The organism is Actinacidiphila guanduensis, from assembly GCF_900103985.1.
Lineage (GTDB): Bacteria > Actinomycetota > Actinomycetes > Streptomycetales > Streptomycetaceae > Actinacidiphila > Actinacidiphila guanduensis.
On the sequence record NZ_FNIE01000013.1, the window covers coordinates 100,096 to 124,038 of the forward strand.

Sequence of the window (23,943 nt, forward strand, 5' to 3'; positions counted from 1 at the left end):
GAGCGCCCGCGGGGAACCTGAGAGAATCGGACCGGGGCGCGTGCGGCCGCACGCGCCCCGGCGAGTCGAACGGGGATCACCATGACGACCGGGGAAGCCGTCGCGATCCACCAGGTGTGCGAGCGCTTCCACACCGCGATCGAGCTGATCGGCGGGCGGTGGACGGGTGCCATCATCCGGGCGGTCTTCACCGGTCAGCACCGCTTCGCCCACATCCGTGCGGCCGTGCCGGGCCTGAGCGACACCATGCTCGCCCAGCGGCTGCGCACCCTGGAGGAGAACGGGCTCCTGGAGCGCAGGGCGGGGCCGGGCGGCACGCCCGGCCCCGCCCCGGCCGAGTATCACCTCACGCAGAAGGGGCTGGAGCTGGAGCCGGTGCTGGCGGCCGTCACGGCCTGGTCGCACCGCTGGGTGCCGCTGCCGGGGGCGGGCGATCCCGGTCCCGGTCCCTTCGATCCGGCGACGGGCCGCCCGCTACGTCCCTGAAGCACAGGTCCGCAGGCGTCAGCGGGGTGTCCGCCATGGGCGCGCGGCCCGCGGACAGCGCCGGCGGGTCGGCGCCCACCCGCTCGCAGGTCAGCGAGGAGACCAGCACCGCGTCGTCCAGGGCCGCGGCCAGCCGCGCGGAGGCGGCGCCGCGCAGCGCGGCCGGGGTGTGCAGGCCGCGCCGGACCAGCCCGCCCAGCAGCCCCGCGGTGAACGCGTCGCCCGCGCCCACGGTGTCGGCCACCTCGGTGTCGCGGCCCGGCCGGGTGAGCGGGGGCAGGGCCGGCCGGAAGGCGTGGGCGCCGTCGGGCCCGTCGGTGACGACGACCAGCAGCGCGCCCAGCGTGAGCCACCGCTCGGCCGCCTCCTCCATACCCCCGGGGTAGAGCCACTCCACGTCCTCGCGGCTCGCCTTGACCAGGTGCGCCGCCGCGGCCATCGGCTCGACCGCGGCCCGGGCCCGCGCCGGATCGCCCATCAACCCGGGCCGGACGTTGGGGTCGTAGCTGACCAGCACCCCGCCGCGCCGCCGCATGCGCAGGGCGGCGTCGTGCAGGTGCCGGTCGCCAGGCGGGGTCCAGGAGGCGAGCGAGCCCAGGTGCAGCACGGCGGTGCCCGCGGGCACCCGCGCCGCCTCCTGCGCGGTCCACTGCCAGTCGGCGGTGCCCTGCTCGTAGAAGTCGTAACTCGCCCGCGCCTGGGCGTCCATGGAGACCACGGCCAGTGTGGTGGGCTCCACCGCCGCGGGCGACGCCGACAGGTCGATCCCCTCGGCCTCGGCGTGCCGGCGCAGGATGCGGCCGAAGGCGTTGTCGGCCAGGCGGGCCATCAGCGCGGTCGGCAGCCCCAGCCGGGCCAGCCCCAGGGCCACGTTGAACGGGCTGCCGCCCGGCCGCGCCTCGAAGGTGCGGGCGGCCGCGAGCGGCACCAGGTCCACCAGCGCCTCGCCGATCACGGTGAGCAGCGGCGCCGGCGGGGCCGGGGGGTCGGCCGGCGGGCGCACGGACACGGCCGGCCGGTCCGCGGGCGGGGCGGCGGGTGCCTGCTCAGACATCGAGGGCCCCTTCCGCGCGGGCCGCGGCCGCCGGCGGTTCCGGGGCCGGCGGCTCGACCGCCGCCGCGGGTACCGCGAGCGCGGCCGCCACGGGGATCTCGCCGGAGCCGCGGGCGATCAGCCGGGTGGGCACGACCGTGGTGGCCGGGGGCGTCCGGTCGCCGTCGAGGCGGCGGAAGAGGATCCGCGCGGCCAGGGTGCCGATCGCCTCGACGTCCTGCGCCATCACGGAGATACCCGGCCGCAGCAGGTCCGCGAGCGGGAAGTCGTCGAAGCCGACCATGGCCACCCGGTCCTGCATACCGAGTTCGCGCAGCGCCCGGCTGCAGCCGATCGTGACCAGGTTCTGGCTGGTGAACAGCGCGGTCGGTGGCTCGGGCAGCGCCAGCATCTCCCGGGTGGCGGCCACCGCGGCCTGCTCGGTCGTCAGGTCCTGCCGGATCAGGGCGTCGGCCACGGGGAGCCCGGCCACCTCCAGGGCGTGCCGGTAGCCGTCGAGGCGCTGGGCGGCCGTCGTGATCGAGGCGAGGTCGCCGAGGTAGCCGATCCGCCGGTGGCCGGCCGCCATCAGGTGCCGTACGGCGGTCACCGCGCTCTCCCGGTTGTCGGAGACCACCGCGTCGGCCTCCAGCAGCCGCGGCTCGCGGTCGGCGAACACCACGCAGGTGCCGGCCTGCTGCTCGGCCCGCAGGTAGCCTTGGTCCTGGCCGGCGGGGACCACCACCAGGCCGTCCACCCGCCGGTCGATGAACTCCTGCGCCAACTCCCGCTCGCGCGCCGGGTCCTCGTCCAGGCTGCCGATCAGCACCAGCACGCCGCGCTCGCGCGCGATGTCCTCGACCGAGCGGATCAGCGCCGCCGAGTAGGGGTTGGCCGCGTCCTCCACCAACATGCCGATGCTGCGGGTGCGGCCGTCGCCGCGACGCAGGCTGCTGGCCGTCAGGTTGGGCCGGTAGCCCAGCTTCCTGGCCGCCTCGCGGACCCGCGCGGCCATCGCGGGATCGACCGTGGGCACGCCGTTGACCACGCGTGACACGGTCTTGGGGGCCACCCGGGCGAGCAGCGCGACATCGCGCATCGTGGGGCGGTTCGGCCGCTTCGGTTGTTCTGAGCTGCCCTCAGGCATCGTTGTCTCCCACTGGCAGTTGCGTTACCGACTCGTTACTTCCACACTTCGAACCGCGCCTTGACGGCACTTTGTCATGAACGCCACCCTGACGTCGAGACCACGTTGTCTCAGGTCGGGTCGCGACAGTACCGGAAAGGTTACGAGATGAAGATCTCTGCACACTGCGTGACCACGGCCACCCGTGCCGGCCGGCACCGCCCGCGCGCCGCCATGGCGGCGACGGCGGTGTGCCTGGCCGCCGCGCTCGCCGCCTGCGGCTCCAATTCCTCGTCGGGCAACAGCTCCTCCGCGGCGGGCGGTTCGGGCGGGAGCAGCGGTTCGGTCGGGGTGTCCCTGATCGTCAAGACGCTCACCAACCCGTACTTCGTATCGATGGAGAAGGACGCCAAGACCGCGGCGGCCAAGGACAACGTCAAGCTGACCGTGGCCGCCGGTACCAGCGACGGCGACACCCAGACCCAGATCACCGCGATCGACAACGCCATCGCCCGCGGCGACAAGGGCATCCTCATCACCACCAACGGCGACGCGGTGAACGCCGCGCTCAACCGGGCCAAGCAGGCAGGGCTGTTCGTCATCGCCCTGGACACCGCGACGAACCCGGCGAGCGTCGCGGACATCACCTACGCCACCGACAACACCGCGGCCGGCCGGCTCGACGGGCAGTACGCGGCGGCCGCGCTGGCGGGCAAGCCGGCGGTGATCGCCATGCTCGACCTCTTCAACGACCAGGTGGTCTCGGTCGACATCGACCGCGACCACGGCTTCCTGCAGGGCATGGGCATCGACCCGCGCAGCACCACGCAGAACGCCAAGGAGGCCAAGTCCGGCCGTTACTCCGGCGGTTCGTACACGATCGCCTGCCACCAGCCCACCAAGGGCGCGATCGACGGCGGCCGCACCGCGATGGAGAACTGCCTGTCGGCCAATCCGGGCATCAACGTCGTCTACGCCATCAACGAGCCCGCCGCACAAGGCGCCTACAACGCGCTGAAGGCCGCGGGCAAGGCCGGCAAGGTCGCCCTGTACGCCATCGACGGCAGCTGCTCCGGCCTGAAGCTCGTCGCCGGCGGCGAGTTCACCGCCGACGCCGTGCAGTACCCGGGCAAGATGGCCTCCCTCGGGGTGGACGCGATCGCCAAGCTGGCCCGCGGCGGCGCCAAGCCGAGTGCCACCCACGGCAAGACCTTCTACGACACCGGCACCGCGCTGGTGGCCGCGAAGCCCGTCACGGGCGTCAGCGTCACCTCCCCGTCGGCCGGCGCCGGCACCTGCTGGGGCTGACCGGCACCGCGCGGCCGGGCGCTGCCCCGCCCGCCGCCGGCCCGGCGTACCCGCACGTCCCCCCACATCGGACCCACCTCCGCCACCCTCCCCTCCCCGGAGCCAGGCGCGCCGACGGGCGCCACTCGACCCGACCCCCGTCGGCGCGCCTGCACCACCGGGACCAGTACGCCGCGGGCGGCCCCCGCGGCGAAGGGACCACACATGACCACCCACGTGGGCAAGCCCACCCCGCCGACCGCGGCCGGCGACCTCCTGGAACGGCCGGCCACCCCCGGCCAGCGCCTGCACGCGGTGCTGCACCGGCAGCCCGCGCTGAGCCCGGCGATCGTCCTGATCCTGGCCGGCGTGGTGTTCGCCCTGCTCAACAGCCGCTTCTACCAGTTGCAGAACCTCTCGCTGATCGCCCAGCAGGTCGCGGTCGTCGGATCGCTCGCCGTGGGCCAGACCCTGGTGATCCTGACCGCCGGCATCGACCTGTCGGTCGGCGCGGTCATGGTGCTGTCCTCGCTGCTGATGTCCAAGCTGGTCTTCGACAACGGTGTCCCCGGGGTCCTCGCGCTGCTCGCCGGCGCGGCCCTCGCGGTGGCCGCGCAGGCCGTCAACGGGCTGCTGGTCACCCGGATCAAACTGCCGCCGTTCATCGTCACCCTGGGCACGCTGAGCATCTTCACCGCGATCACGCTCATCTACGCCAAGGGCCAGACGGTCTCGCTGCCGCCCGGCGGCTTCCTGCTGTGGACCGCCGACACGGTCTCGATCGGCCAACTGCACCTGACCAACGGCGTCCTGCTGATGGTCGCCCTCTATGTCGTGATCGGCTTCGCGCTGCGCTACACCGCATGGGGCCGCCACCTGTACGCGGTCGGCGACGACGTCGAGGCGTCCCGGCTGGCCGGCATCTCGGTCAACCGGGTGCTGCTGAGCGCCTACATGGTGGCCGGCCTCGCCATCGCGGCCGCGGCCTGGATCCTGGTCGGCCGGGTCGGCGGCGGCGACCCCAACAGCGGCCTGAACGCCAACCTGGAGTCCATCACCGCCGTGGTGATCGGCGGCACCAGCCTCTTCGGCGGCCGCGGGGTGGTGCTCGGCTCGCTGATCGGCGCCGTCATCGTCCAGGTCTTCGACAACGGGCTGGCGCTGGCCGGCTTCGACCCCAACTACCAGGTGCTGTCGGTCGGCATCCTGGTCATCGCGGCCGTCTCCGTCGACCAGTGGATCAGGAGCGTGAAGGCATGAGCGCGCCCGTGCTCGAGGCCAGGGGACTGGTCAAGCTCTTCGGCCGGGTCGTCGGCCTGGACGATGTGTCGCTGACCGTGCGCGCCGGCGAGGTGCTCGCCGTCATCGGCGACAACGGCGCCGGCAAGTCCACCCTGATCAAGTGCCTTTCCGGCGCCATGGTGCCCGACCGCGGCACCATCCTCGTCGACGGCGAGCAGGTGCACTTCAAACGGCCGCAGGACGCGCGCGACGCCGGGATCGAAACGGTCTACCAGACACTGGCCGTCGCCCCCGCTCTCGACATCGCCAGCAACCTCTTCCTCGCCCGCGAGATCCGCCGCAAGGGCCCGCTCGGCTCGGTGCTGCGGATGCTCGACACCCGCGAGATGCGCCGGCAGGCCGAGGAGCACGTCAAGCGGCTCGGGATCACCACGCTGCAGAACATCGGCCAGGCCGTGGAGACCCTCTCCGGCGGCCAGCGACAGGCGGTCGCGGTCGCCCGCGCCGCCGCGTTCGGCGGCAAGGTCGTCATCCTGGACGAGCCGACGGCGGCCCTGGGCGTCCGCGAGAGCGGCCAGGTGCTGCGGCTGGTCAAGGACCTGCGGGACCAGGGCCTCGCGGTCATCCTGATCAGCCACAACATGCCCCACGTCTTCGAGGTCGCCGACCGCGTCCACATCCAGCGCCTCGGCGGCTGCGCGGGGGTCGTCACCCCCGCCTCCCACTCGATGGAGGACGCCGTCGCGATCATGACCGGGGCGAAGACGCTGACCGCGAGCGCCGAGTAAGGGCCTCTGCAGCCCCTGCCTCCCCCTTTTTCCTGCTCCGCTCCCTCCCCGGGTGACGTGCGTCCCCGCCTCCCGGCGCGACCCCGCGCCGGGAGCGCACGGCCGCGCCCTCCGCACCCCCGACACCTTGGAGCACAGCCATGCCCGAAAGCCCCCGCCCCGCACTGCCCGCGGTGCCCGCCGCCACCCGGCGCACCTTCCTCGCCGCGGGCGCCGCGGCCACCGCGCTCACGGCCCTGCCCGCCGTGCTGCGCACCGCCCCCGCCGCGGCCGACAGCCCCGCCGACTACCCGGAGTACCCGTACCCGACGACGAAACTCGGCGCCTACGACGAGCCGTACCGCGGCCAGTTCCACTTCAGCTCGCGCACCGGCTGGATGAACGACATCAACGGCCCGCTGTACTACCGCGGCACCTACCACATGTTCTACCAGCACAACCCGCACGGCCTGGCCTGGGACACCATGCACTGGGGGCACGCCACCAGCACCGACCTCGTGCACTGGATCCAGCAGCCGGTCGCGCTCGAACCCGGCGTGCAGCCGGGCAATCTGTGGTCGGGCGCCGGCGTGGTCGACCACCGCAACGTCACCGGCCTCAAGGACGGCCCCGACGACCCGATCGTCGTCTTCACCGGCACCGGCGGTGTCCTGATGGACTACAGCACCGACGGCGCACGGACGTTCAGGTCCTACGGCAACGGCCGCGTGGTCGCCGCCCCGCCGCCCGCCAGCACCGACAGCCGCGACCCGAAGGTGCTTTGGGACGAGCAGCACCGGCAGTGGGTGATGGTCTTCTGGTCGAACGAGGGCGGCAACGGCTACGACATCTTCACCTCGCAGAACCTGCTCGACTGGACCTACGCCAGCCGCTTCGCCGCCGACTGGCTCTTCGAGTGCCCCGACATGTACCCGATGCGCCTGGACGGCGGCCGGACCGTCAAGTGGGTGGTCAACGCGGCCAGTACGAAGTACGTCATCGGCGACTTCGACGGCACCGTCTTCGCCCCCGACTGGCAGCAGCCGGTGCAGATGGACGTCGGCCGCAACATCTACGCCGGACAGGTCTTCAACGACATGCCCGACGGCCGGATCGTCCACATGGCCTGGCAGCAGGGCAACTTCGGCTCCGTGTGGACCGGGAACGCCACCTTCCCGGTGGAGTTGGAGCTCGTCACCCTCCCGGAGGGCCCGCGGGTCACCCGTACCCCGATCGCCGAGCTCGCGAAGCTGCGGCACAACAGCCGCAGTTGGCGGCACATCACGGTGACCGGGGACCCGGCGACCAACCCGCTGGCCGGACTCGGCGGCGAGACCTACGAGGTGGTCGCGGAGTTCGACACCACCACCGCCACGGCCACCCGCTTCGGCCTGAAGCTGCACGCCTACCCCGACGGCACCTGCAACGCCGACATCGGATACGACCTGGCCGCCGGACAGCTGATGGGCACCGCGCTCGCCCCGGCCGGCGGCCGCATCCGCATCCGGGCCCTGGTCGACCGCGGTCAGCTCGAAGTCTTCGGCAACCAAGGCCAGTTCGCCTCCAGCAACAATCTCGACTTCGACCCGGCGGCGGCCGCCCGCGGCGTCGCCGTCTACGCCGAGGGCGGCCGGGTGCACCTGACCTCGCTCGAGTTCCACGAACTGCGGCGCGCCTGGCCCGACTTCGTGCCGATCGCCAACCCGGGCAGCAACCTCGCCGGACCCTGGCGGGCCGTCGGCGGCACCTGGAAGGACCTGGCGGACGGCAACACCGGCACCGCCACCGGGGACGGCTTCCTGCTCAGCGCCGAGACCGGCACCGACCTCACCTACGAGGCCGACGTGTCGCTGGACGGCGCCGGCGCGGCCGGCCTCACCTTCCGCGCCGACGCCACCGCGAGCCGCCACTACACCGTGGACCTCGACACCACCGCGGGCGGCCGGCTGCGGCTGTGGCGCCCGGGCGCCGTGCTCGCCGCATACGCCGTCCCTGTGGCGCGGCGCACCGTCCACCACGTGAAGGTCGTCGCCGTCGGCACACGGCTGCGGGTCCACCTCGACGGCGCCGAGCGACCGGCGATCGACATCACCGACGGCGCCTACGGCAGCGGCCTCTACGGACTCCATGTGCGCGGGGGCAAGGCGGCGCTGCGCAACGCGAACGCCGGGCTGACCACGGACCTGGCCGGGCCGTGGACCACCCTCACCTCGATCTGGACCGACACGCCCGCCGGCAAACGCGGCTGGGCGAGCGGCGACGGCTTCCACCTGTCCGCGCAGGGCGGCACCGACTTCACCTACGAGGGCGACCTGTCGCTCGGCAGCGCCGTGGCCGCGAGCCTGACCTTCCGGGCGAGCCCCGACGCCGCCGGCCACTACACGGCGAACATCAACACCAGCGGCGGTGGCCAGATCAAGCTGTGGCGCCCGGGCAAGGACCTCGCGACCTACGCCACGCCGATCGCGGCCGGGCAGGTGTACCACCTGAAGGTCGTGACCCAGGGGTACCGGATCCGCGTCTTCCTCGGCGACGGCCCGCAGCCGGTGATCGACGCGACCGACACCGCGTACACCGGCGGCCTGTTCGGCGCGAACGTCTTCAGCGGCGCGGGCACCGTGCAGAACCTGACCGCGACGGGGAGCGCGCCTGCGCACTTCGCCACCAACGCGGCCGGGCCCTGGCACGCGGTCTCCGGCTCCTGGACCGCCACCGCGGACGGCGAGCAGGGCCTGGCCGGCGGCGACGGCTTCTACCTGTCCGCGCAGAGCGGCACCGACTTCACCTACGAGGGCGACCTGCGGCTGGACACCGCCGACGCCGTCTCGCTCACCTTCCGCGCGAACGCCGACGCCACGGCGCACTACACCGCGAACATCAACCGGACCGGGGGCGGCCAGATCAAGCTGTGGCGGCCGGGCGCCGATCTCGGCGTCCACGCCGCGCCGATCACGCCGGGGCAGGTGTACCACCTGAAGGTCGTGGCGGCCGGGCCGCGCATCAGGGTGTACCTCGGGGACGGCGCCGAGCCGGTGATCGACGTGACCGACGCGGCGTACTCCGGCGGGCTGTTCGGCGCCAACGTGTTCAGTGGCGCGGCCACCCTGCAGAACCTGCGCGTGGGGTAGCGCGTGCGAGGCCGGCCGGGTGCCGGCGGCCGGACGGCCCCCTCCGCCGTCCGGTCGCCGGACGTCTCCGGCGGCCTCGTACACGAGGATGCTAGGGATGGTGCGTTGACGATGTCAACACCTCATCTGGCGCTCATAGCACCGGTGATGGGCTGTGTGCACAGCAACGGCGGCAGGGGCGGGCGCGCGATGTGCGCTCCCGCCCCTGCCGCCGTCGCCGCGGGCCGACCGGTCGTCAGCCGGCTCATCGGCCGGTCTCATCGGCCGGTCTTGCCGGTCGGTTCGTCAGTCGGTGATGAGGTCGAATTCTTCCCAGGGGCCGATGGCGGTGCGGTTGGCGATGAGGGGGTCGGCTCCTGCGTTGTCGGCGGTGACGTAGTCGTTGTTGATGCGGGATTGGAGGCTGATGCTGCCGTCGGTGTTGTGGATGAGCTGGAATTGTTCCCAGGTGCCGACGGCGTCGACTTTGGCGAGCAGGGGTGCGGCTCCTGCGTTGTCGGCGGTGACGTATTTGTTGTTGGCGTGGGCGCGCAGGGCGATGTAGCCGCCGCCTTCGTCGAGGAGGTCGAACTGTTCCCATGGGCCGATGGCGGTGCGGTTGGCGATGAGGGGTGAGGCGCCGGCGTTGTCGGCGGTGACGTAGTCGCCGTTGGCGTGGGCCCGCAGCGAGACCACGGAACCGTTTCCGGGCGGGGTGCTCGTGGAGCCGCCGAGCAGCGAAAGGTCCACCGCGTTCGCGATCGCCTGCAGGCCCGCCTCGTTGGGGTGCAGGTGGTCGCCCGCGTCGTAGGCGGGCAGGTAGCGGGTCGGCTGGGACGGGTCGTGCGTCGCCGTGTCCTGGTCGACCACCCCGTCGCAGCCGCTCCCGGCGCCGCGGACGAAGGAGTTCACCTGCTCGCGCGCGGTCTCGCCGGCCTGCGACCAGCCGCTCGAACCCTGGAACGGGGTGAGCGTCGAGCACAGGAAGGAGATCCCGGCCGCGTGCGCGCGGGATATCAACTGCTGGAGCGCGGAGATGAGTTGGGCGCCGCTCGGCGGGTTGGAGACGCCGACGTCGTTGATCGGGTCGTCGGAGAAGACCACCCAGCGCACCCCCGGCTGCTGGAGCACGTCCCGGTCGAACCGGTTGAGCGCGCTCTGGCCCGCGCCGTCGGTGAGCAGCTTGTTGCCACTGATGCCCTGGTTGAGCACGCCGACCGTCAGACCCGCGGAACTCAGCCGTTGGGCCAGGTCGTTGGGCCAGCGGCGGTTGTCGTCCTGGGCGGAGGCGACACCGTCGGTGATGGAGGCGCCCAGGGTGACCACGGCCCCCTGGGCGGCGGAGTTCTGCACGTCCAGGTTGGTCAGGAAGGCGTAACTGCCGGTCGTGGACGGGTTGGTGAGCGAGGCGGCGGCGCTGACATCGCCGCCGGCCACGTAGTTGGTCTGCGTGCCCTGCTGGTGGTAGGTGGCGGAACCGGTGGACTGCGGCAGGTAGAAGCTCACCGAGACGTCGGCGAGTGCCGGGACGGAGAAGGCGATCGCATCGCTGACCGCGCTCTGCCCGGCCGGGATCGTCACCGAGGACTGACCGCCGAAGGTGACGGCCCGGTCGGTGCCCGTGTCGACCGAGGCGCCCGAGGTGCGCCGGGCCACGTGCACGTCCGCGACGGTCAGCGGGGCCGTGCCGAAGGTATTGGACAGGTGGATGCGGGCCGAGGTCCCGGAGATGCTGGTGTGCACGACCTGCCGCAGCGTCTGGCCCCCGTACGAGGGGCCGCCGCTCTGCGGCGAGACGGACCAGGTGCCGGTCCAGCCGCCGGGATCGGCGGCGGCCGCCGCGGGTGCCTCCGGGATGGCGGCGGAGGCGCCCGCGGCGAGCGCGGGTGCGGCGAAGGCGGGCGCGAGCAGCGCGGCGGCGAGCAGCGCGGCCGCGCGGACCGCCCTGTTCCGCCGGGTGGGTGCGCGTCGGTGCATGGGAACTCCTGAGGGGGGAGGGGCAGGCGTGGCGCCTGCCCGGCGGAGTGACCGCGGCGAACACGGGGGACTGTAGTGCGCCGCCTGTGCTACGCCAATCCCCTTGCCCCGCCGAAGAGTTCGGATGACTGCGGGCGCGGGGCGCCGATTCGCGGCGGAGGAGGGTGGTGCGGGCGGAGGACATCGGAGCAATCGCGGGGCCCTGCGAGGTATGGGGATCCCCGCGGGCCCCCGTGGGCGGCTCGGTGGTTCGGACTGCTCGGTAGCTCCGGTAGCTCGGGCGGCGGTGGACCGGCCGCCGGCTCAGGCGTCCGCCGCCGCCTGGTGCTCGTCCGCCGCGGGCATGCGGTGCGGGAAGCCCACCCTCAGCAGGGCGGCCGAGGCCGCGGCCGCCGCCACGATCGACGCTCCCATCAGCAGGGCCAGGTGGTAGCCGTGGTGGAGCAGCGGGGTGGCCACCTGGGGGCCGAGGATCTGGCCCGCGGAGTAGCCGGCCGTCAAGAGGGCGACCGCGCGCGGGAAGCGCAGATGTGTGCCCGCGGCCAGGGCGATGGAGCTGACGCCGAGGAAGGTCGCGCCGAAGAGGAACGCGGCCACGAAGGCGGCGGCCACCCCGCCCACCAGCGCGGGCAGCGCGATGCCGACCGCCTGCACGAGCAGCGCCGCCAGCAGCAGGTCGGGCCGGGTGCGGCGCCGGCCGAGCCGCGCCCACAGCACCGAGGACGGCACCGCGGCGATCCCCACCACGACCCACGCGGCCCCGCCCACCGTCCGCGAGGAGTTCTGCACGATCGCCGCGACCAGGAACGTCCCGGCGATGATGTAGCCGACGCCCTCCAGCGTGTAGCTCGCGAACAGCACCGAGAACCACCGGTGAGTGCGCGGCCGGGCCGCCCCCCGCTCGCCCGCCGCGGGCTCCGGGTCCGGCTCGGGGCGCAGCGGCCAGGCCGCCGCGGTCAGGACGGCGCACAGGCCCGAGGCCGACCACCACGCGGTCCGCCAGTCCCCGGCCGCCTCCAGGACGAGCACCAGCGCGCCGGACAGGGCGATGCCCGCGCCGACCCCGCTGAACCCCCACCCGGGCAGGTGCGCCGACCTGCCCCGCAGGTGCCCGAGCAGCGTGCCCGCGGCGAATACGAAGACGACGCCGCTCGCCGCCCCGGCCAGCAGCCGCAGCACGAACCACGCGGCGACGGAGTGGGTGGCCGGCATGGCGGCCAGGCTCGCCGTCAGCAGCACCAGGGCGCCGCGGTGGACCGCCCGGGAGCGGCCCCAGCGCGGGGCGAACATGCCGAGGAGGGCGCCGGCGAGGTTCCCCACGTAGTTCGCCGTGGCGAGGTCCGCGCCCGCCGAGGCGGTCAGCCCGGCCTGCGCGGTCATCAACGGCAGGATCGGCGTGTAGACGAACCGCCCGACGCCCATGCCCGCGGCGAGCGCGCACGCCCCTTGGACGACGTGGGCCCGGGCCGAGGTGATGCCCGCGGCGGGGCGGCTGAGGAGGTCGGCTGCGGTCATGGCGGTCCCGTGCGTCGCGTGTTCGGCTGTGTGCCCGGCCGGGCGGTGGCCGCGCCGGGGGAGCGGTGGGCGTCCCGGGCTCCCGGTCCGCACCGCACGGGCCCGGCCCGTACCGCTCCGCCCTCCAGCGAACCGGTCTCCGCCGTACGCGTCCACGACAAGATCCCGACCTCTGGTAGGCCGGACTTCCCACCGCAGGCGAGAGCTGTCGAGCGCCCGCGGCGTGTGGGGTGACGCACGCACCGGGGGCCGGGCGCGCAGGGCGCCTAGGGCGACGCACTCGTCGGGCAGGGCGCGCAGGGCGCTGGGGTGACGCACTCGTGGGGCCGGGCGCGCAGGGTGCCGAAGCGCCGCGCGTCCTCCGGATCGCCGGTCACCGAGGCGCTTGCCCGCCGGCCGCCATGACGCCGGGCTCGAAGCAGTACCGTCCGCCGTCCCCGACGCGAGGACGCTGCCCCGCCCGGGGGTTCGCACCTCGCCGCCGGCCGCCGCGGCTCCACCCCGCCGAGCCGTGACCCGCGCGCGTGGTACGGCGTGCCGCCTGAAGGCACGTCGGCCGGCGGCAATGCCCGGTGCGCCCGTCCGGGACAGGGGAACGCCGTCCGGCGCTGTGACGCCGCGGAGATCCACCCGGCAGGCCCTACGCTCGTGGCGTGGAACTACGGCAGTTGCGGTACTTCGTCGCCGTCGCCCAGGAGCTGCACTTCGGGCGGGCGGCGATGCGCGTGCACATCTCCGGGCCCGCGCTCTCGCAGCAGATCATCGCCCTCGAACGGGACCTGGGCGCCCAGCTGTTCGTACGGGACCGGCGCACCGTGCAGCTGACCGCGGCCGGCGAGGCGCTGCTGGAGGACGCGCGGCGGATGCTCGCCCTCGCCGACGACGCGCGCCGCCGGGTCCGGCGGACCGCCGCCGAGGCGGCCCCGCTGCGGCTCGGGTACGTCAGCTGGCTGCCGCAGGAAGCCGGGTCGGGCCTCGGGGTGCCGCTGCGGATCGACGAGTGGGTGCTGCCCTCGCACGTGCAGGCCGACCGGGTCGCGGAGGGCAGCCTCGACCTCGCGCTGGCCTGGCTGCCGGCCGCCGGTGCCGCCCGCCGCGGGCTGGCCGCGCACCTGGTACGGGCCGAGGCGCTCACCGCCTGCGCGCCGGGGGCGGGTTCGGGCGAGGCGGTGCCCGCGGCGGGCCTGACGGTGCTGGTCGACACCGACGAGTGGGCGTGGTCCTCGTGGAACGCCTTCGCCGCGGAGTTCGCGGCCGACACCGGGGCCGCGCTCGCCCGGATCGACGACGGCGGGGTCACCGGCGAGGCGTTCTACGGCCACGTGCGCCAGCTCGGCGGGCCCGTCCTCGGCTCGCCCAAGCGCCATCTCGCGGTCATGCCGCCCACGCTGGCCCGCCGCCCGATCGCGGCGCCGACCCCGGTGTGGACCTGGTCCCTCCTGCACCGCGCCGACGACGACCGCCCGGCCGTGCGCACCGCGACCGCCGCCTTCCTCGCGCTCTCCCGCGCCCACGCCTGGCCCACCCCGCCGCCGGCCCCCTTCTGGCTCCCGGCCGACGACCCCCACCGCGCGGTGCTCACGTCCGTCAGCTGAAGCCTGTCCGGACGGGCGCGGCCCCCGGGTCAGCCCGCGACCACGGCGAGGACGGCGGCCGCCGCGGCCACCAGCGCCAGCACCCCGAAGGTCGCCGCGCGGCCGGCGGTGCCCCGGGCCCGGTCCCGCGGTGGGAACGCGGTGGCCCGCTCGGGCCGGACGGGGGAGTAGCGCACGGTGACGGTGTCGCCCTCGGCGGTGCCGAGCGGGCCGAGCTCCTCGAAGCGCACGACGCGGCCGTCCGCGGTGGTGAACTCGTACTGGAAGTGCCGGGTGACGCCGCCGAAGCCGGAATCCGACGCGTCCCGGTCGCGGGTGGTCCGGACGCCCACGCACCGTCCCTGCGCCGTCAGACCCGCCCATGCCTGCTCCATCTCCCGTCGCCGTCGCGCCGATTGCACGCCCATGGCGACGGCCGCAGCGGCCACCACCACGGCCACCACCGCGAACATCCCCTGCATCGAAGCCCTCCCACCGAGACCGGCCGTGTCCGATCCGACCCTGACCCGCCCCCGCGCTGCCGTCGCCGTCACGACGCCGGCGGGCGCGGGGGCGGGTGGGTCAGCGTGCCGGGGTGAGGCGGATCAGCGTGTTCAGGACCGTGTCGATGCGGTCCTGGGCCGGGGTGTCGGTGAGTTGGGTGAGGAGGCGGGCCATCGTGGCGAGGAGGACGGGGCTGTCCATCACCCGGTCGTGCAGGAGCGGGCCGTAGCCGATGCGGCCGAAGACCTGCCGGGCGGCGAGGTTGCCCAGGCGGTAGTAGCGGCCCCAGACGCGCTGGAGTTCGGCGGGGTAGCGGTGCAGGGCGTGCTCGCGGCGGGCGCCCTCGGGCCGGGTGAGCGCCTGGGCGACCGTCTCGGCCGCGACCTCGCCCGCCTCCAGCGCCTGCGCGATGCCCTCGCCGCTCCACGGGCTGATCATGCCCGCGCTGTCGCCCACCAGCAGCAGCCCCCGCCCGTACTGGGGGCGGCGGTTGAAGCCCATCGGCAGGGCGGCACCGCGCAGCGGCGACTGCGCGCTCTCCTCGGACACGCCCCAGTCCGCCGGCAGCCGCTCCAGCCACAGGTCCATGCTCGCCCGCAGGTCCACCGCCCCGTGCTTGCGGTGCGGCATTCCGCCGAGCCCGACGTTGACCCGCCCGTCGCCCAGCGGGAAGATCCAGCCGTAGCCGGGCAGGTGGCGTCCGGTGCGCGAGCAGCGCAGGTCGGCCCACAGCTCCAGGTAGGGGTCGTCGGCGCGGGGGCTGCGGTAATAGCGGCGGACGGCGGTCGCCATCGGTGCGCGCGTGTCGCGCTCCAGGCCCATCGCCAGCGCCGTGCGCGCCGAGGCGCCCTCGGCCGCGACGACCACCGGCGCCCGGTAGAGCGCGGGCCGCGCCTCGGGCCCGGCGGCCGCGTGCACGCCCGTGATCCGCCCGGCCCGGTCCAGCAGCGGCGCCGTCGCCCGCACCCCCGTCCGCAGCCGCGCCCCGGCCTTGACGGCATGCCGGGCGAGGATCTCGTCGAAGTCGTAACGGCTGCGGGTGAGGCCGAAGTCGGGGTAGCGGCCGAGCGCGGGCCAGTCGATGAGCACCTCGCGGCCCTCGCGCACCCAGCGCATGCCGCGGGTGCGGTGCCAGCCGGGAGCGTCGATGTCCACGCCCATCCGCACCAGTTGGTGCACCCCGCGCGGGGTGAGCCCGTCGCCGCACACCTTCTCGCGCGGGAAGCCGCCCTTCTCCAGCAGCAGTACGTCCACCCCGGCCCTGGCCAGGTGCAGCGCGGTCGCCGACCCGGCCGGACCGGCGCCGACCACGATCACCTGCGCGTCCTCACGCACCTCGGCGTCGTCCTGCGCCGTCGGCGGCTCCCGTCCAGCGTCGGCCACGCTCTGCCTCCTCGCTCCGCCCCGTACCCGAAGGGCCCGCGGTCCGCGCAGCGCGGTGCCGGCCGGCCCGTCACTACCTTCCCCCGCCCCGCCGGCACCACACCACGCGGCCTGCCCCAGCCGCCCCCTGACGGATCGAATTTTAGTTTATTAGGAATATTCGTTGACAGGGTGCGGGGCCGCCTCCACAGTTCTTCCGCGAGGCGCGGCGCCCGGTCATGGGCGGGTCCGCGCCAGGACATCCCCGAACTCACCGGAGAGACACGTGACTTCGCTCCGTTCACGGAAGACGCAGGTCCGGCGGGCCGGCACGGTGGCCGCGCTCGCCGCGCTGGTGGCCACCGCGCTGCCGGCCGCCGCCGTCGCCGCGGTCCCCGCGGCCGGGCCCGGCGCACCCGCCGCGGCCGGCACTTTCGCCGGCCGGGCCGCGACCCTCGACCCCACCCCGTACATGGGCTGGAACACCTACTACGGCCTGGGCGCGCCCACCGAGGACCAGGTGAAGAGCGTCGCGGACTACCTGGTCAGCAGCGGCCTGCGCGACAGCGGCTACGACATCGTGTGGCTCGACGGCGGCTGGCAGGCCGACACCCCGCGCGACGCCCAGGGCAATCTGCAGGCCAACCCCGAGCGCTTCCCGCACGGCATCCCGGCCCTGGTGGACTACCTGCACGCGCGCGGCCTGCGGGCCGGCATCTACACCGACGCCGGGGACTACGACCCGGCCAGCTGCGGCCTGGGCAGCCGCGGCCACTACCAGCAGGACGCCGACCTGTTCGCGCGCTGGAAGGTGGACGCGATCAAGGTCGACTTCCTGTGCGGCATCGGCGAGAAGCTCCACCCGGGCCCGGCCTACCAGGAGTTCGCCGCCGCGGTCGCCGCGTCCGGCCGCCCCATGCTGCTCAACCTGTGCAACCCGCTCACCGACGACTGGGGCCTGCCGCACGACCCGGACCAGGACGCCCACAACACCTACGTCTACGGCCCCACCACCGCCGACTCCTGGCGCACCGGCACCGACATCGCCTGGGGCACTCCCACCGCGGGGGAGTTCCCCGACGTGCTGCGCAACATGGACGCCAACGCCTGGCACCCCGAGGCCCAGTCGCCCGGCCACTGGAACGACCCGGACTACCTCATCCCGATGCGGCCGCTGGCCGGCGGCGGCTACGAGCTGAGCCAGGAGGAGTCCACCACGCAGCTGGTGATGTGGGCCGAGATGGCCTCCCCGCTGGTGATCGGCTCCGACCCGCGCACCCTGTCGCAGGCGATGCTCGCCACCCTGGAGAACCCCGAGATCATCGCCGTCGACCAGGACCCGCTGGGCATCCAGGGGGTGCGGATCGCCACCGACGCCACCGGCGACACCTACAGCAAGGTGCTCGCCGGCAGCGGCCGGCGCGCGGTGGTGCTGCTCAACCGCTCCGACCAGCCCGCGCAGCGCACCGTCACCTTCGCGCAGGCCGGGCTCACCGGCAAGGTCGCCGTGCGCGACCTGCGGGCCCGCGCGGACCGCGGCACCCACACCGGCTCCTACACCGTCACCGTGCCCGCGCACGGCACCGCGATGCTGTCGCTGACCGGCACCGACGACGCCCCCGGCACCCTGCTCGGCCGCACCACCTCCAGCGCCGACCCCGCGATCGTCGCCGACGGCAGCGCGCTGACCGCCTTCACCCGGGGGCCGGGCGGCTCGCTGCAGGTGCAGACCGGCACACGGACCGGCGCCGGCGGGCAGTGGACGGGCCGCACCACCGACCTCGGCGGCCCCACCCACGGCGCCTTCACCGGCCAGCCCGCGGCCTACGGTTCGGCCGGCGGCCGGATCGACGTCTTCGTCCGCGGCCTGGACGGCCACGCCTACCGCCGCACCCTGCAGCACGGCCACTGGGGCGGCTGGCAGGACCTCGGCGGCAGCATCGCCGACGCCCCCACCGTGGCGTGGAACGGCCCCGGCGACTGGACGCTGTACGCCACCGGCACCGACGGCGCCGTGGACAGCCGCAGCGCGCAGGGGAGTTGGGACAGCGCGGGGGCGCCCGACGGGGTCGCGCTGCGCGGCCGCCCGTCCGCCGCCGTGGACTCCGCGGGCCGCACCCACCTCGCGGTGCGCACCGCCGACGACGCGGTCTGGACCCGCGAGCGCGCCGCGGACGGCACCTGGTCGGCGTGGACCTCGCTCGGCGGCACCGTCAGCGGCAGCCCCACCCTGGTCGCCTCCGGCACCTCGGTCCACCTGCTCGCCCGCGCCTCGGACTACACCCTCTGGCGGCGCGACTACGACGCGGCGAGCGGCAGTTGGGGCGGCTGGTACCCGCAGCAGGACTACGCGAGCAACGCCTTCGACGGGTCGCTCGGCGCCACCGCGGGCCCCGGCGGCACCGTGCTGGTGATCGCCCGCGGAGTGGCCGGACGGGTGCGCCAGAGCGCCCTGTGAGGCCGTGCGGTGCGGCCCGCCCGACCGGCCGTAAAACCGTTAGTCAGTAAATTACGAATTAATCTTGACGTCGCTCCGGCGTCACGCCACTCTGTACGAGCCGAACGGGCGCCCCGCCGTCAGGGGGCGGGGCCCTCTTCCGTGGGCGCAGAAGGAGTCCCATGAACACCTCACCAACCAGCCGTCGCCGCTTCCTCGCCGGAGCCGGCGCCCTCGGAGCCGTCGGCGCCGCCTCGCTGATGAGCGGATGCGTCGCCTCCGGCTCCGGCGGCGGCAGCACCGCCCAGTCCAAGGGCGGCACGGTCAGCCTGCAGTCCAACCTCTCCTCACCGCAGGCCAAGAAGGCGATGGAGGACCTGGTCGCCGCCTTCGACAAGCGCGGCGGCGCCAAGGCCAGCCTCAACACGGTGGCCTCGGAGACCTTCCGCACCCAGCTGCCGACCTACCTCACCTCGGCCAACCCGCCGGACCTGCTCACCTGGTACCCCGGCTCGGTCGCCAACGCCTACTCCGACAAGAACCTGCTGCTCGACGTCGACGACATCTGGACCAAGCCCGAACTGTCCGGCTACTCCGACGCGTTGAAGAAGCTCTGCACCGACGACAAGGGCCGCAAGGTCTTCGTGCCGGCCAGCTACTACTGGTGGGGCGTCTTCTACAAGAAGTCCAACTTCGCCAAGTGGGACGTGCAGGAGCCCAAGACCTGGGACGAGTTCCTCGCGCTGTGCCGGAAGCTCAAGACCAAGGGCGTGGCCCCGATCGGGCTGGGCGCCGGCGCCGACACCGCCTGGGTCGCCTCCGCGTGGTTCGACTACTTCGACATCCGCATCAACGGCGCCCAGTACCACCGCGACCTGCTCGCCGGGAAGCACAGCTTCACCGACCCGCAGGTGCACAAGGTCTTCGACACCTGGTCCGAGGCGCTGCCCTACTTCGACCCCAACGGCACCGCCCTGTCCTTCCAGGACGCCACCACCGCGCTGCTCAACAACCGCACCGGCATGATGCTGATCGGCACCTTCTTCGCCGACGCCGCCCCCAAGGACCAGCTCGGCGACCTCGACTTCTTCCGGTTCCCGGTGATCGACCCGGCGATGCCGCTGGTCGAGGAGGGTCCCACCGACGGGTACTTCGCCAGCGCCCACACCCACCACCAGGCCGAGGTCAAGGAGCTGATGCGCTACCTGGCCACCGCCGAGGCGCAGGAGATCTACCTCAAGGGCTCCTCGGGCACCTCCATCCCGACCAACCCCACCGCCAAGGACTCCGGCACGCCGCTGGTCAAGAAGGGCCGGGCGATGATCGAGAGCGCCGCCGACGTCACGCAGTTCTTCAACCGCGACTCCAGCGACGCCCTGCAGCCCACCGCCGACACCGCGCTGACGAAGTTCCTCGCCAAGCCCAAGGAGATCACCTCGATCCTCTCGAACTGGCAGCGCGACGCACAGAAGATCTGGAGCCAGTGACATGGCGGTGCTGACCGCGACCGACCGCGACCGCGCGGCCGGCGCCGCCCCCGGACCGGTCCGGGGGCGGCGCGGACGGGCCACCCGCGTCCCCCCGGTGGTGCTCGCCTTCGTGCTGGTCCCGCTGCTCGTCGAGGGCTTCTGGGTGTTCTGGCCGGCCCTGCAGGGCTTCTGGCTGTCGCTGACCAAATGGGACGGCATCTCACCGCCGCAGTACGTGGGCCTGGCCAACTACCGCGAGATGGTGCACGACTCCGTCTTCCACACCGCGCTGCTCGACACCGTGCTCTGGCTCGCGCTCTTCGGCGGCCTGTCGGCGATCCTCGGCCTGGGCGCGGCCCTGCTGCTCCAGCAGGAGCGCCGCGGCGTCGGCGTCTACCGGGCCGCGCTCTTCCTGCCGGTGGTCTTCTCGCTCACCGCGACCGCCCTGGTCTGGCAGGCGATGTACCAGCCGGACGGACTCGTCGACAAGACCATGTCCGCCCTGGGCCTGGGCGGCCTCACCCACCCGTGGCTCGCCGACCAGGACACCGCCCTGTACGCGGTGATCGTCCCCGCCCTGTGGCGCCAGATCGGCTACGTCATGGTGCTCTACCTCGCCGGCCTGAAAGGCATCGACCCGGCCCTGTACGAGGCCGCGAAGGTGGACGGCGCCACCCGCTGGCAGCAGTTCCGGCACATCACCCTGCCGCAGCTGTCCAGCGTCAACGCCGTGGTGCTCTCGGTGATCATCATCGACTCGCTGCGCTCCTTCGACGTCGTGTGGGCGCTCACCCGCGGCGGGCCCTACCACTCCTCGGAGCTGCTGAGCACCTACATGTACTCCACCGCCTTCCAGTCGCTGCGCCTGGGCTACGGCTCCGCGCTCGCCGTCGTCATCTTCGTGCTCGCCTTCGGCGTCATCGCCTCCTACCTGGTGCGCGCGTTCAAGGAGGCCGACTGATGGCCGCGACCACACCCGCGGGCACGCCCACCGGCAGCCCCGCCGGCTCCCCGGCCGGGCTCAAGGCCCGCACCGCCGACGCCTCCGCCCACGCCCGGCGCCGCCGGATGTGGGGCACGGTGGCCTTCCACGGCAGCGCCGGGCTGATCTCGCTGCTCTGGCTGGTGCCGATCGCCGTCGTCCTGGTCACCGCCACCCGTTCCTTCGACGACATCGCCGCCCACGGCCTGGGCAGCATGCCGCACTCCTTCACCCTCGGCGGCTTCCGCCAGGCGTGGACCGACGGCGGGCAGCAGCAGGCGCTGATCAACAGCCTCGTCGTCACCATCCCCACCGTGCTGCTGTCGCTGCTGCTCGCCTCCATGGCCGCCTTCGCGCTCAGCCGCTACGACGTGCCGCTGCGCCGCGCCCTGCTGCTGCTCATGCTCAGCGGCAACCTGCTGCCCCCGCAGATCCTGCTCATCCCGGTCTCCAAGCTCAGCGAGAAGCTCGGCATCTACGACTCGCTGTACGCACTGATCGGCGTGCAGATCGGCTTCGGCGTCGGCTTCTACGTCTTCGTGCTGCACGGCTTCATGCGCGCCATCCCGCCCGAGATCCAGCAGGCGGCCGTGATCGACGGCGCCGGGCCCTGGCAGATCTACACCCGCATCATCCTGCCGCTGGCCCGCCCCGCGCTGGCCGCGCTCACCGCGCTCTCCTTCACCTGGATCTTCAACGACCTGCTGTGGGCGATCACCGTGCTGCGCACCGGCAGCAAGATGCCCATCACCGCCTCCCTGCTGGGCCTGCAGGGCCAGTACGTCTCGCAGTGGAACGTCATCGCGGCCGGCTCGGTGATCGCCGCCGCCCCCACCGTCATCGTCTTCCTCCGCTTCCAGCGCCACTTCGTGGCGGGACTCAATCTCGGAGCCGTCAAGTGAGCCCGCACGACCGCTGGTTGCTGCGCACCGCGCACACCGTCTACGCCGTCCGCCTCGAACCGGGCGGCCGCTGGGCGGAGACGGCGGCCTGGGGCCCGCACGGCGTCGAGACCGGCCCCTCGCCCCTGCCGGGCGACCAGCACACCCACTTCCTCACCCCCGCCGACGCGGCACCGGCCGAGTACATCCCCTACGGGCTGCGGCCGTTCACCGGCGCGGACCTCACCGTCCGCCGCCCCGGCGGGGAGCGCGGCACCTGGTGGGAGTTCGCCGGCGCCCGGCAGGACGAAGAGGCAGCCCTGGAGCTGGAGTTCGCCGACCCGGTCACCGGCCTGCGCGCCACCCTGCACTACCGGGTGGTGCCCGGCACCGACGTCCTGCTGCGGTGGACGGTGCTGGCGAACACCGGCGCCGAGGAACTCCACCTGGAACAGCTGGACTCCGCCGCCGTCAACGTGCCCGTCACCGGCGCCGCCCGCCTGACCTACCTGACCGGCCAGTGGGCGCAGGAGTTCACCCGCACCACCCTCGAACTGGCCCGCGGCCGCTTCGAGATGGGCTCCACCCAGGGCGTGCCCGGCCACGCCTACGCCCCCTGGCTCGCCCTCCAGGACGCCGCGGAAGCGGACGGGCCCGCCACCGCGACCTGGGGCGTCGCCCTGCAGTGGCCCGGCAGTTGGCACCTCACCGCCGACGCCGAACCCGGCGGCGGCCTGCGGGTGCGGGCCGGCCGGGTGCCCCACGAGGGCGCCGTCGCCCTCGCCCCCGGCGCCGAACTGCGCACCCCCGAACTCGCCTGCGCCTTCAGCCCCGAGGGGCTCGACGGCCTCTCCCGCGTGTGGCACCGCTACGAGCGGCACCTCGCCGGCGAGCGGCTGCACCGGCCGCGCAAGGTGCTCTACAACTCCTGGGAGGCCACCGGCTTCGACGTCGACGCCGCAGCGCAGCTCGAACTCGCCGAAATCGCGGCCGAGTTGGGCGTGGAGCTGTTCGTGGTGGACGACGGCTGGTTCACCGGGCGCGGCGACGAGAAGGGCGGCCTCGGCGACTGGACGGCGGACCCCGCCGCCTTCCCCGACGGCTTCGACGCCTTCATCGCCCGGATCAAGGCGCTCGGCATGGACTTCGGCCTGTGGGTGGAGCCCGAGGCCGTGAGCCCCGCCTCCGCGCTCCACGCCGAGCACCCCGAGTGGGTCTACCGGATCGACGGCCGCCCCGCCACGCTCGTCCGCGAGCAACTGCTGCTCGACCTCGGCCGGGCGGACGTCCAGGACTTCGTGCTCGCCACCCTCGACCGGCTGCTGACCGCCCACGACATCTCCTACCTCAAGTGGGACATGAACCGCCCGCCCACCGAGCGCGGCCGCCCCGGCGCCACCGAACCCGGCGCCCTCGACCTCGACGCCGCCCACGCGGCCGGCTACCTGCGGGTCCTGGACCACCTGCGGACCCGCCACCCGCACGTCACCGTGGAGGGCTGCGCCGGCGGCGGCGCCCGCGTCGAGCACACCACCCTGGCCCGTACCGACGTGGTGTGGCCCAGTGACAACACCGCGCCGCTGGACCGCCTCGCCATCCAGTACGGCTACCTGCACGCCCACGCGCCCCACACCATGAGCTCCTGGGTCACAGACGCGCCCGGCGTCTTCGACCCGCGGCCGCGCTCGCTCGCCTTCCGCTTCGTGCTCGCCAGTGCCGGCGTGCTCGGCATCGGCGCCGACATCCGCCGCTGGGACGCCGCCCGGCGGGCCGAGGCCGCCTCATGGGTGGCGCGCTACAAGGACGTCCGCGACGTCGTCCATCACGGCGAGGCCCGCCTGCTCGGCAGCCCCGCCGACGCCACCTGCGGCGTGCAGTACGAGGAGCCCGGCGGGCGGGTCGTCGTCGCCGCCTGGAGCACCGGCCGGCTCGACGGCGCGCCCCTGGTCCCCGGCCGCCCCGCGAGGCTGCGGCTGCGCGGCCTGGACCCCGCCGCCGTCTACGCCGACCAGGACACCGGCACCCGCTACAGCGGCGCCCACCTGCTGCACGCCGGGCTGCCGCTGCCATGGAGCGCCACCCACGACGCGGAACTCGTCGTGCTGGTCAGGCTATGAGCAGCGGCCCCGCACCACCTCACTAAAGTCACCAGAACCGGTCAGAGAGCCGGCCGCAGCACCGGCCGGGCCACCGC

The 23,943-nt window shown here is 73.9% G+C and carries 17 protein-coding genes; 11 read left to right on the top strand and 6 right to left on the bottom strand.

Features of this window, described 5'->3' with window-relative positions:
• Nucleotides 1–81 precede the first annotated feature (81 nt).
• Nucleotides 82–486 carry a winged helix-turn-helix transcriptional regulator gene (locus tag BLR33_RS26150; protein WP_093787067.1) on the top strand — a complete coding sequence of 135 codons (405 nt, stop codon included), beginning with the start codon at nucleotides 82–84 and terminating at the stop codon, nucleotides 484–486.
• Here BLR33_RS26150 and BLR33_RS26155 read toward each other — a convergent pair.
• Together BLR33_RS26155 and BLR33_RS26160 are read right to left on the bottom strand one after the other, a co-directional pair.
• The gene (locus tag BLR33_RS26155) at nucleotides 389–1,540 is read right to left on the bottom strand and encodes a carbohydrate kinase family protein (protein WP_093787068.1); all 1,152 of its coding nucleotides are present in this window, start codon (nucleotides 1,538–1,540) and stop codon (nucleotides 389–391) included. The genes BLR33_RS26150 and BLR33_RS26155 overlap by 98 nt on opposite strands.
• Nucleotides 1,533–2,618 (bottom strand): LacI family DNA-binding transcriptional regulator, encoded by a 1,086-nt coding sequence (locus BLR33_RS26160; RefSeq protein WP_245771672.1) that lies wholly within the window; start codon nucleotides 2,616–2,618, stop codon nucleotides 1,533–1,535. Before BLR33_RS26160 ends, BLR33_RS26155 begins: the two co-directional genes overlap by 8 nt.
• Nucleotides 2,619–2,813: 195 nt before the next feature.
• Here BLR33_RS26160 and BLR33_RS26165 point away from each other — a divergent pair, with 195 nt between their 5' ends.
• The 4 genes from BLR33_RS26165 (at nucleotide 2,814) to BLR33_RS26180 (ending at nucleotide 9,069) form a co-directional block, all read left to right on the top strand.
• A complete protein-coding gene (locus tag BLR33_RS26165; protein WP_093787070.1) occupies nucleotides 2,814–3,953 on the top strand; it encodes a substrate-binding domain-containing protein in 1,140 nt (379 codons plus the stop codon).
• 204 nt (nucleotides 3,954–4,157) lie between these two features.
• Nucleotides 4,158–5,192, top strand: a complete 1,035-nt coding sequence (locus tag BLR33_RS26170; protein WP_093787071.1) for an ABC transporter permease — start codon at nucleotides 4,158–4,160, stop codon at nucleotides 5,190–5,192.
• Nucleotides 5,189–5,962 (top strand): ATP-binding cassette domain-containing protein, encoded by a 774-nt coding sequence (locus BLR33_RS26175; RefSeq protein WP_093787072.1) that lies wholly within the window; start codon nucleotides 5,189–5,191, stop codon nucleotides 5,960–5,962. Before BLR33_RS26170 ends, BLR33_RS26175 begins: the two co-directional genes overlap by 4 nt.
• Before the next feature lie 140 nt (nucleotides 5,963–6,102).
• Nucleotides 6,103–9,069 carry a GH32 C-terminal domain-containing protein gene (locus tag BLR33_RS26180; RefSeq protein WP_093787073.1) on the top strand — a complete coding sequence of 989 codons (2,967 nt, stop codon included), beginning with the start codon at nucleotides 6,103–6,105 and terminating at the stop codon, nucleotides 9,067–9,069.
• 285 nt (nucleotides 9,070–9,354) lie between these two features.
• Here the strand turns inward: BLR33_RS26180 and BLR33_RS26185 are convergent, their stop codons facing one another.
• Both BLR33_RS26185 and BLR33_RS26190 read right to left on the bottom strand, forming a co-directional pair.
• On the bottom strand, nucleotides 9,355–11,025 hold the full coding sequence (locus tag BLR33_RS26185) for a GDSL-type esterase/lipase family protein (RefSeq protein ID WP_218136703.1): 1,671 nt from the start codon (nucleotides 11,023–11,025) through the stop codon (nucleotides 9,355–9,357).
• 303 nt (nucleotides 11,026–11,328) lie between these two features.
• Nucleotides 11,329–12,447: a YbfB/YjiJ family MFS transporter gene (locus tag BLR33_RS26190; RefSeq protein ID WP_093787193.1), complete on the bottom strand. Its 1,119-nt coding sequence runs from the start codon at nucleotides 12,445–12,447 to the stop codon at nucleotides 11,329–11,331.
• Nucleotides 12,448–13,193: 746 nt separating this feature from the next.
• Here BLR33_RS26190 and BLR33_RS26195 point away from each other — a divergent pair.
• Complete coding sequence (locus BLR33_RS26195) at nucleotides 13,194–14,135, top strand: LysR family transcriptional regulator (protein WP_093787074.1); 942 nt, start codon at nucleotides 13,194–13,196, stop codon at nucleotides 14,133–14,135.
• A gap of 29 nt (nucleotides 14,136–14,164) precedes the next feature.
• Here BLR33_RS26195 and BLR33_RS26200 read toward each other — a convergent pair whose 3' ends face one another.
• Nucleotides 14,165–14,596: a DUF3592 domain-containing protein gene (locus BLR33_RS26200; RefSeq protein WP_093787075.1), complete on the bottom strand. Its 432-nt coding sequence runs from the start codon at nucleotides 14,594–14,596 to the stop codon at nucleotides 14,165–14,167.
• Nucleotides 14,597–14,696: 100 nt separating this feature from the next.
• Complete coding sequence (locus tag BLR33_RS26205) at nucleotides 14,697–16,001, bottom strand: geranylgeranyl reductase family protein (RefSeq protein WP_093787076.1); 1,305 nt, start codon at nucleotides 15,999–16,001, stop codon at nucleotides 14,697–14,699.
• Nucleotides 16,002–16,266: 265 nt separating this feature from the next.
• Between BLR33_RS26205 and BLR33_RS26210 the strand changes: the two genes are divergently transcribed.
• The 5 genes from BLR33_RS26210 (at nucleotide 16,267) to BLR33_RS26230 (ending at nucleotide 23,866) form a co-directional block, all read left to right on the top strand.
• Nucleotides 16,267–18,438, top strand: coding sequence for a glycoside hydrolase family 27 protein (locus BLR33_RS26210; protein ID WP_093787077.1), 2,172 nt, complete (start codon nucleotides 16,267–16,269; stop codon nucleotides 18,436–18,438).
• 161 nt (nucleotides 18,439–18,599) lie between these two features.
• Entirely contained in the window at nucleotides 18,600–19,904 is a 1,305-nt protein-coding gene (locus BLR33_RS26215) for an ABC transporter substrate-binding protein (protein WP_093787078.1), read from the top strand.
• Between the two features lies 1 nt (nucleotide 19,905).
• Nucleotides 19,906–20,847, top strand: a complete 942-nt coding sequence (locus BLR33_RS26220) for a carbohydrate ABC transporter permease (protein WP_093787079.1) — start codon at nucleotides 19,906–19,908, stop codon at nucleotides 20,845–20,847.
• Nucleotides 20,847–21,770: a carbohydrate ABC transporter permease gene (locus tag BLR33_RS26225; RefSeq protein WP_093787080.1), complete on the top strand. Its 924-nt coding sequence runs from the start codon at nucleotides 20,847–20,849 to the stop codon at nucleotides 21,768–21,770. Before BLR33_RS26220 ends, BLR33_RS26225 begins: the two co-directional genes overlap by 1 nt.
• Nucleotides 21,767–23,866 (top strand): alpha-galactosidase, encoded by a 2,100-nt coding sequence (locus BLR33_RS26230; protein ID WP_093787081.1) that lies wholly within the window; start codon nucleotides 21,767–21,769, stop codon nucleotides 23,864–23,866. The genes BLR33_RS26225 and BLR33_RS26230 overlap by 4 nt, the downstream gene beginning before the upstream one ends.
• The last annotated feature ends 77 nt before the right edge of the window (nucleotides 23,867–23,943 follow it).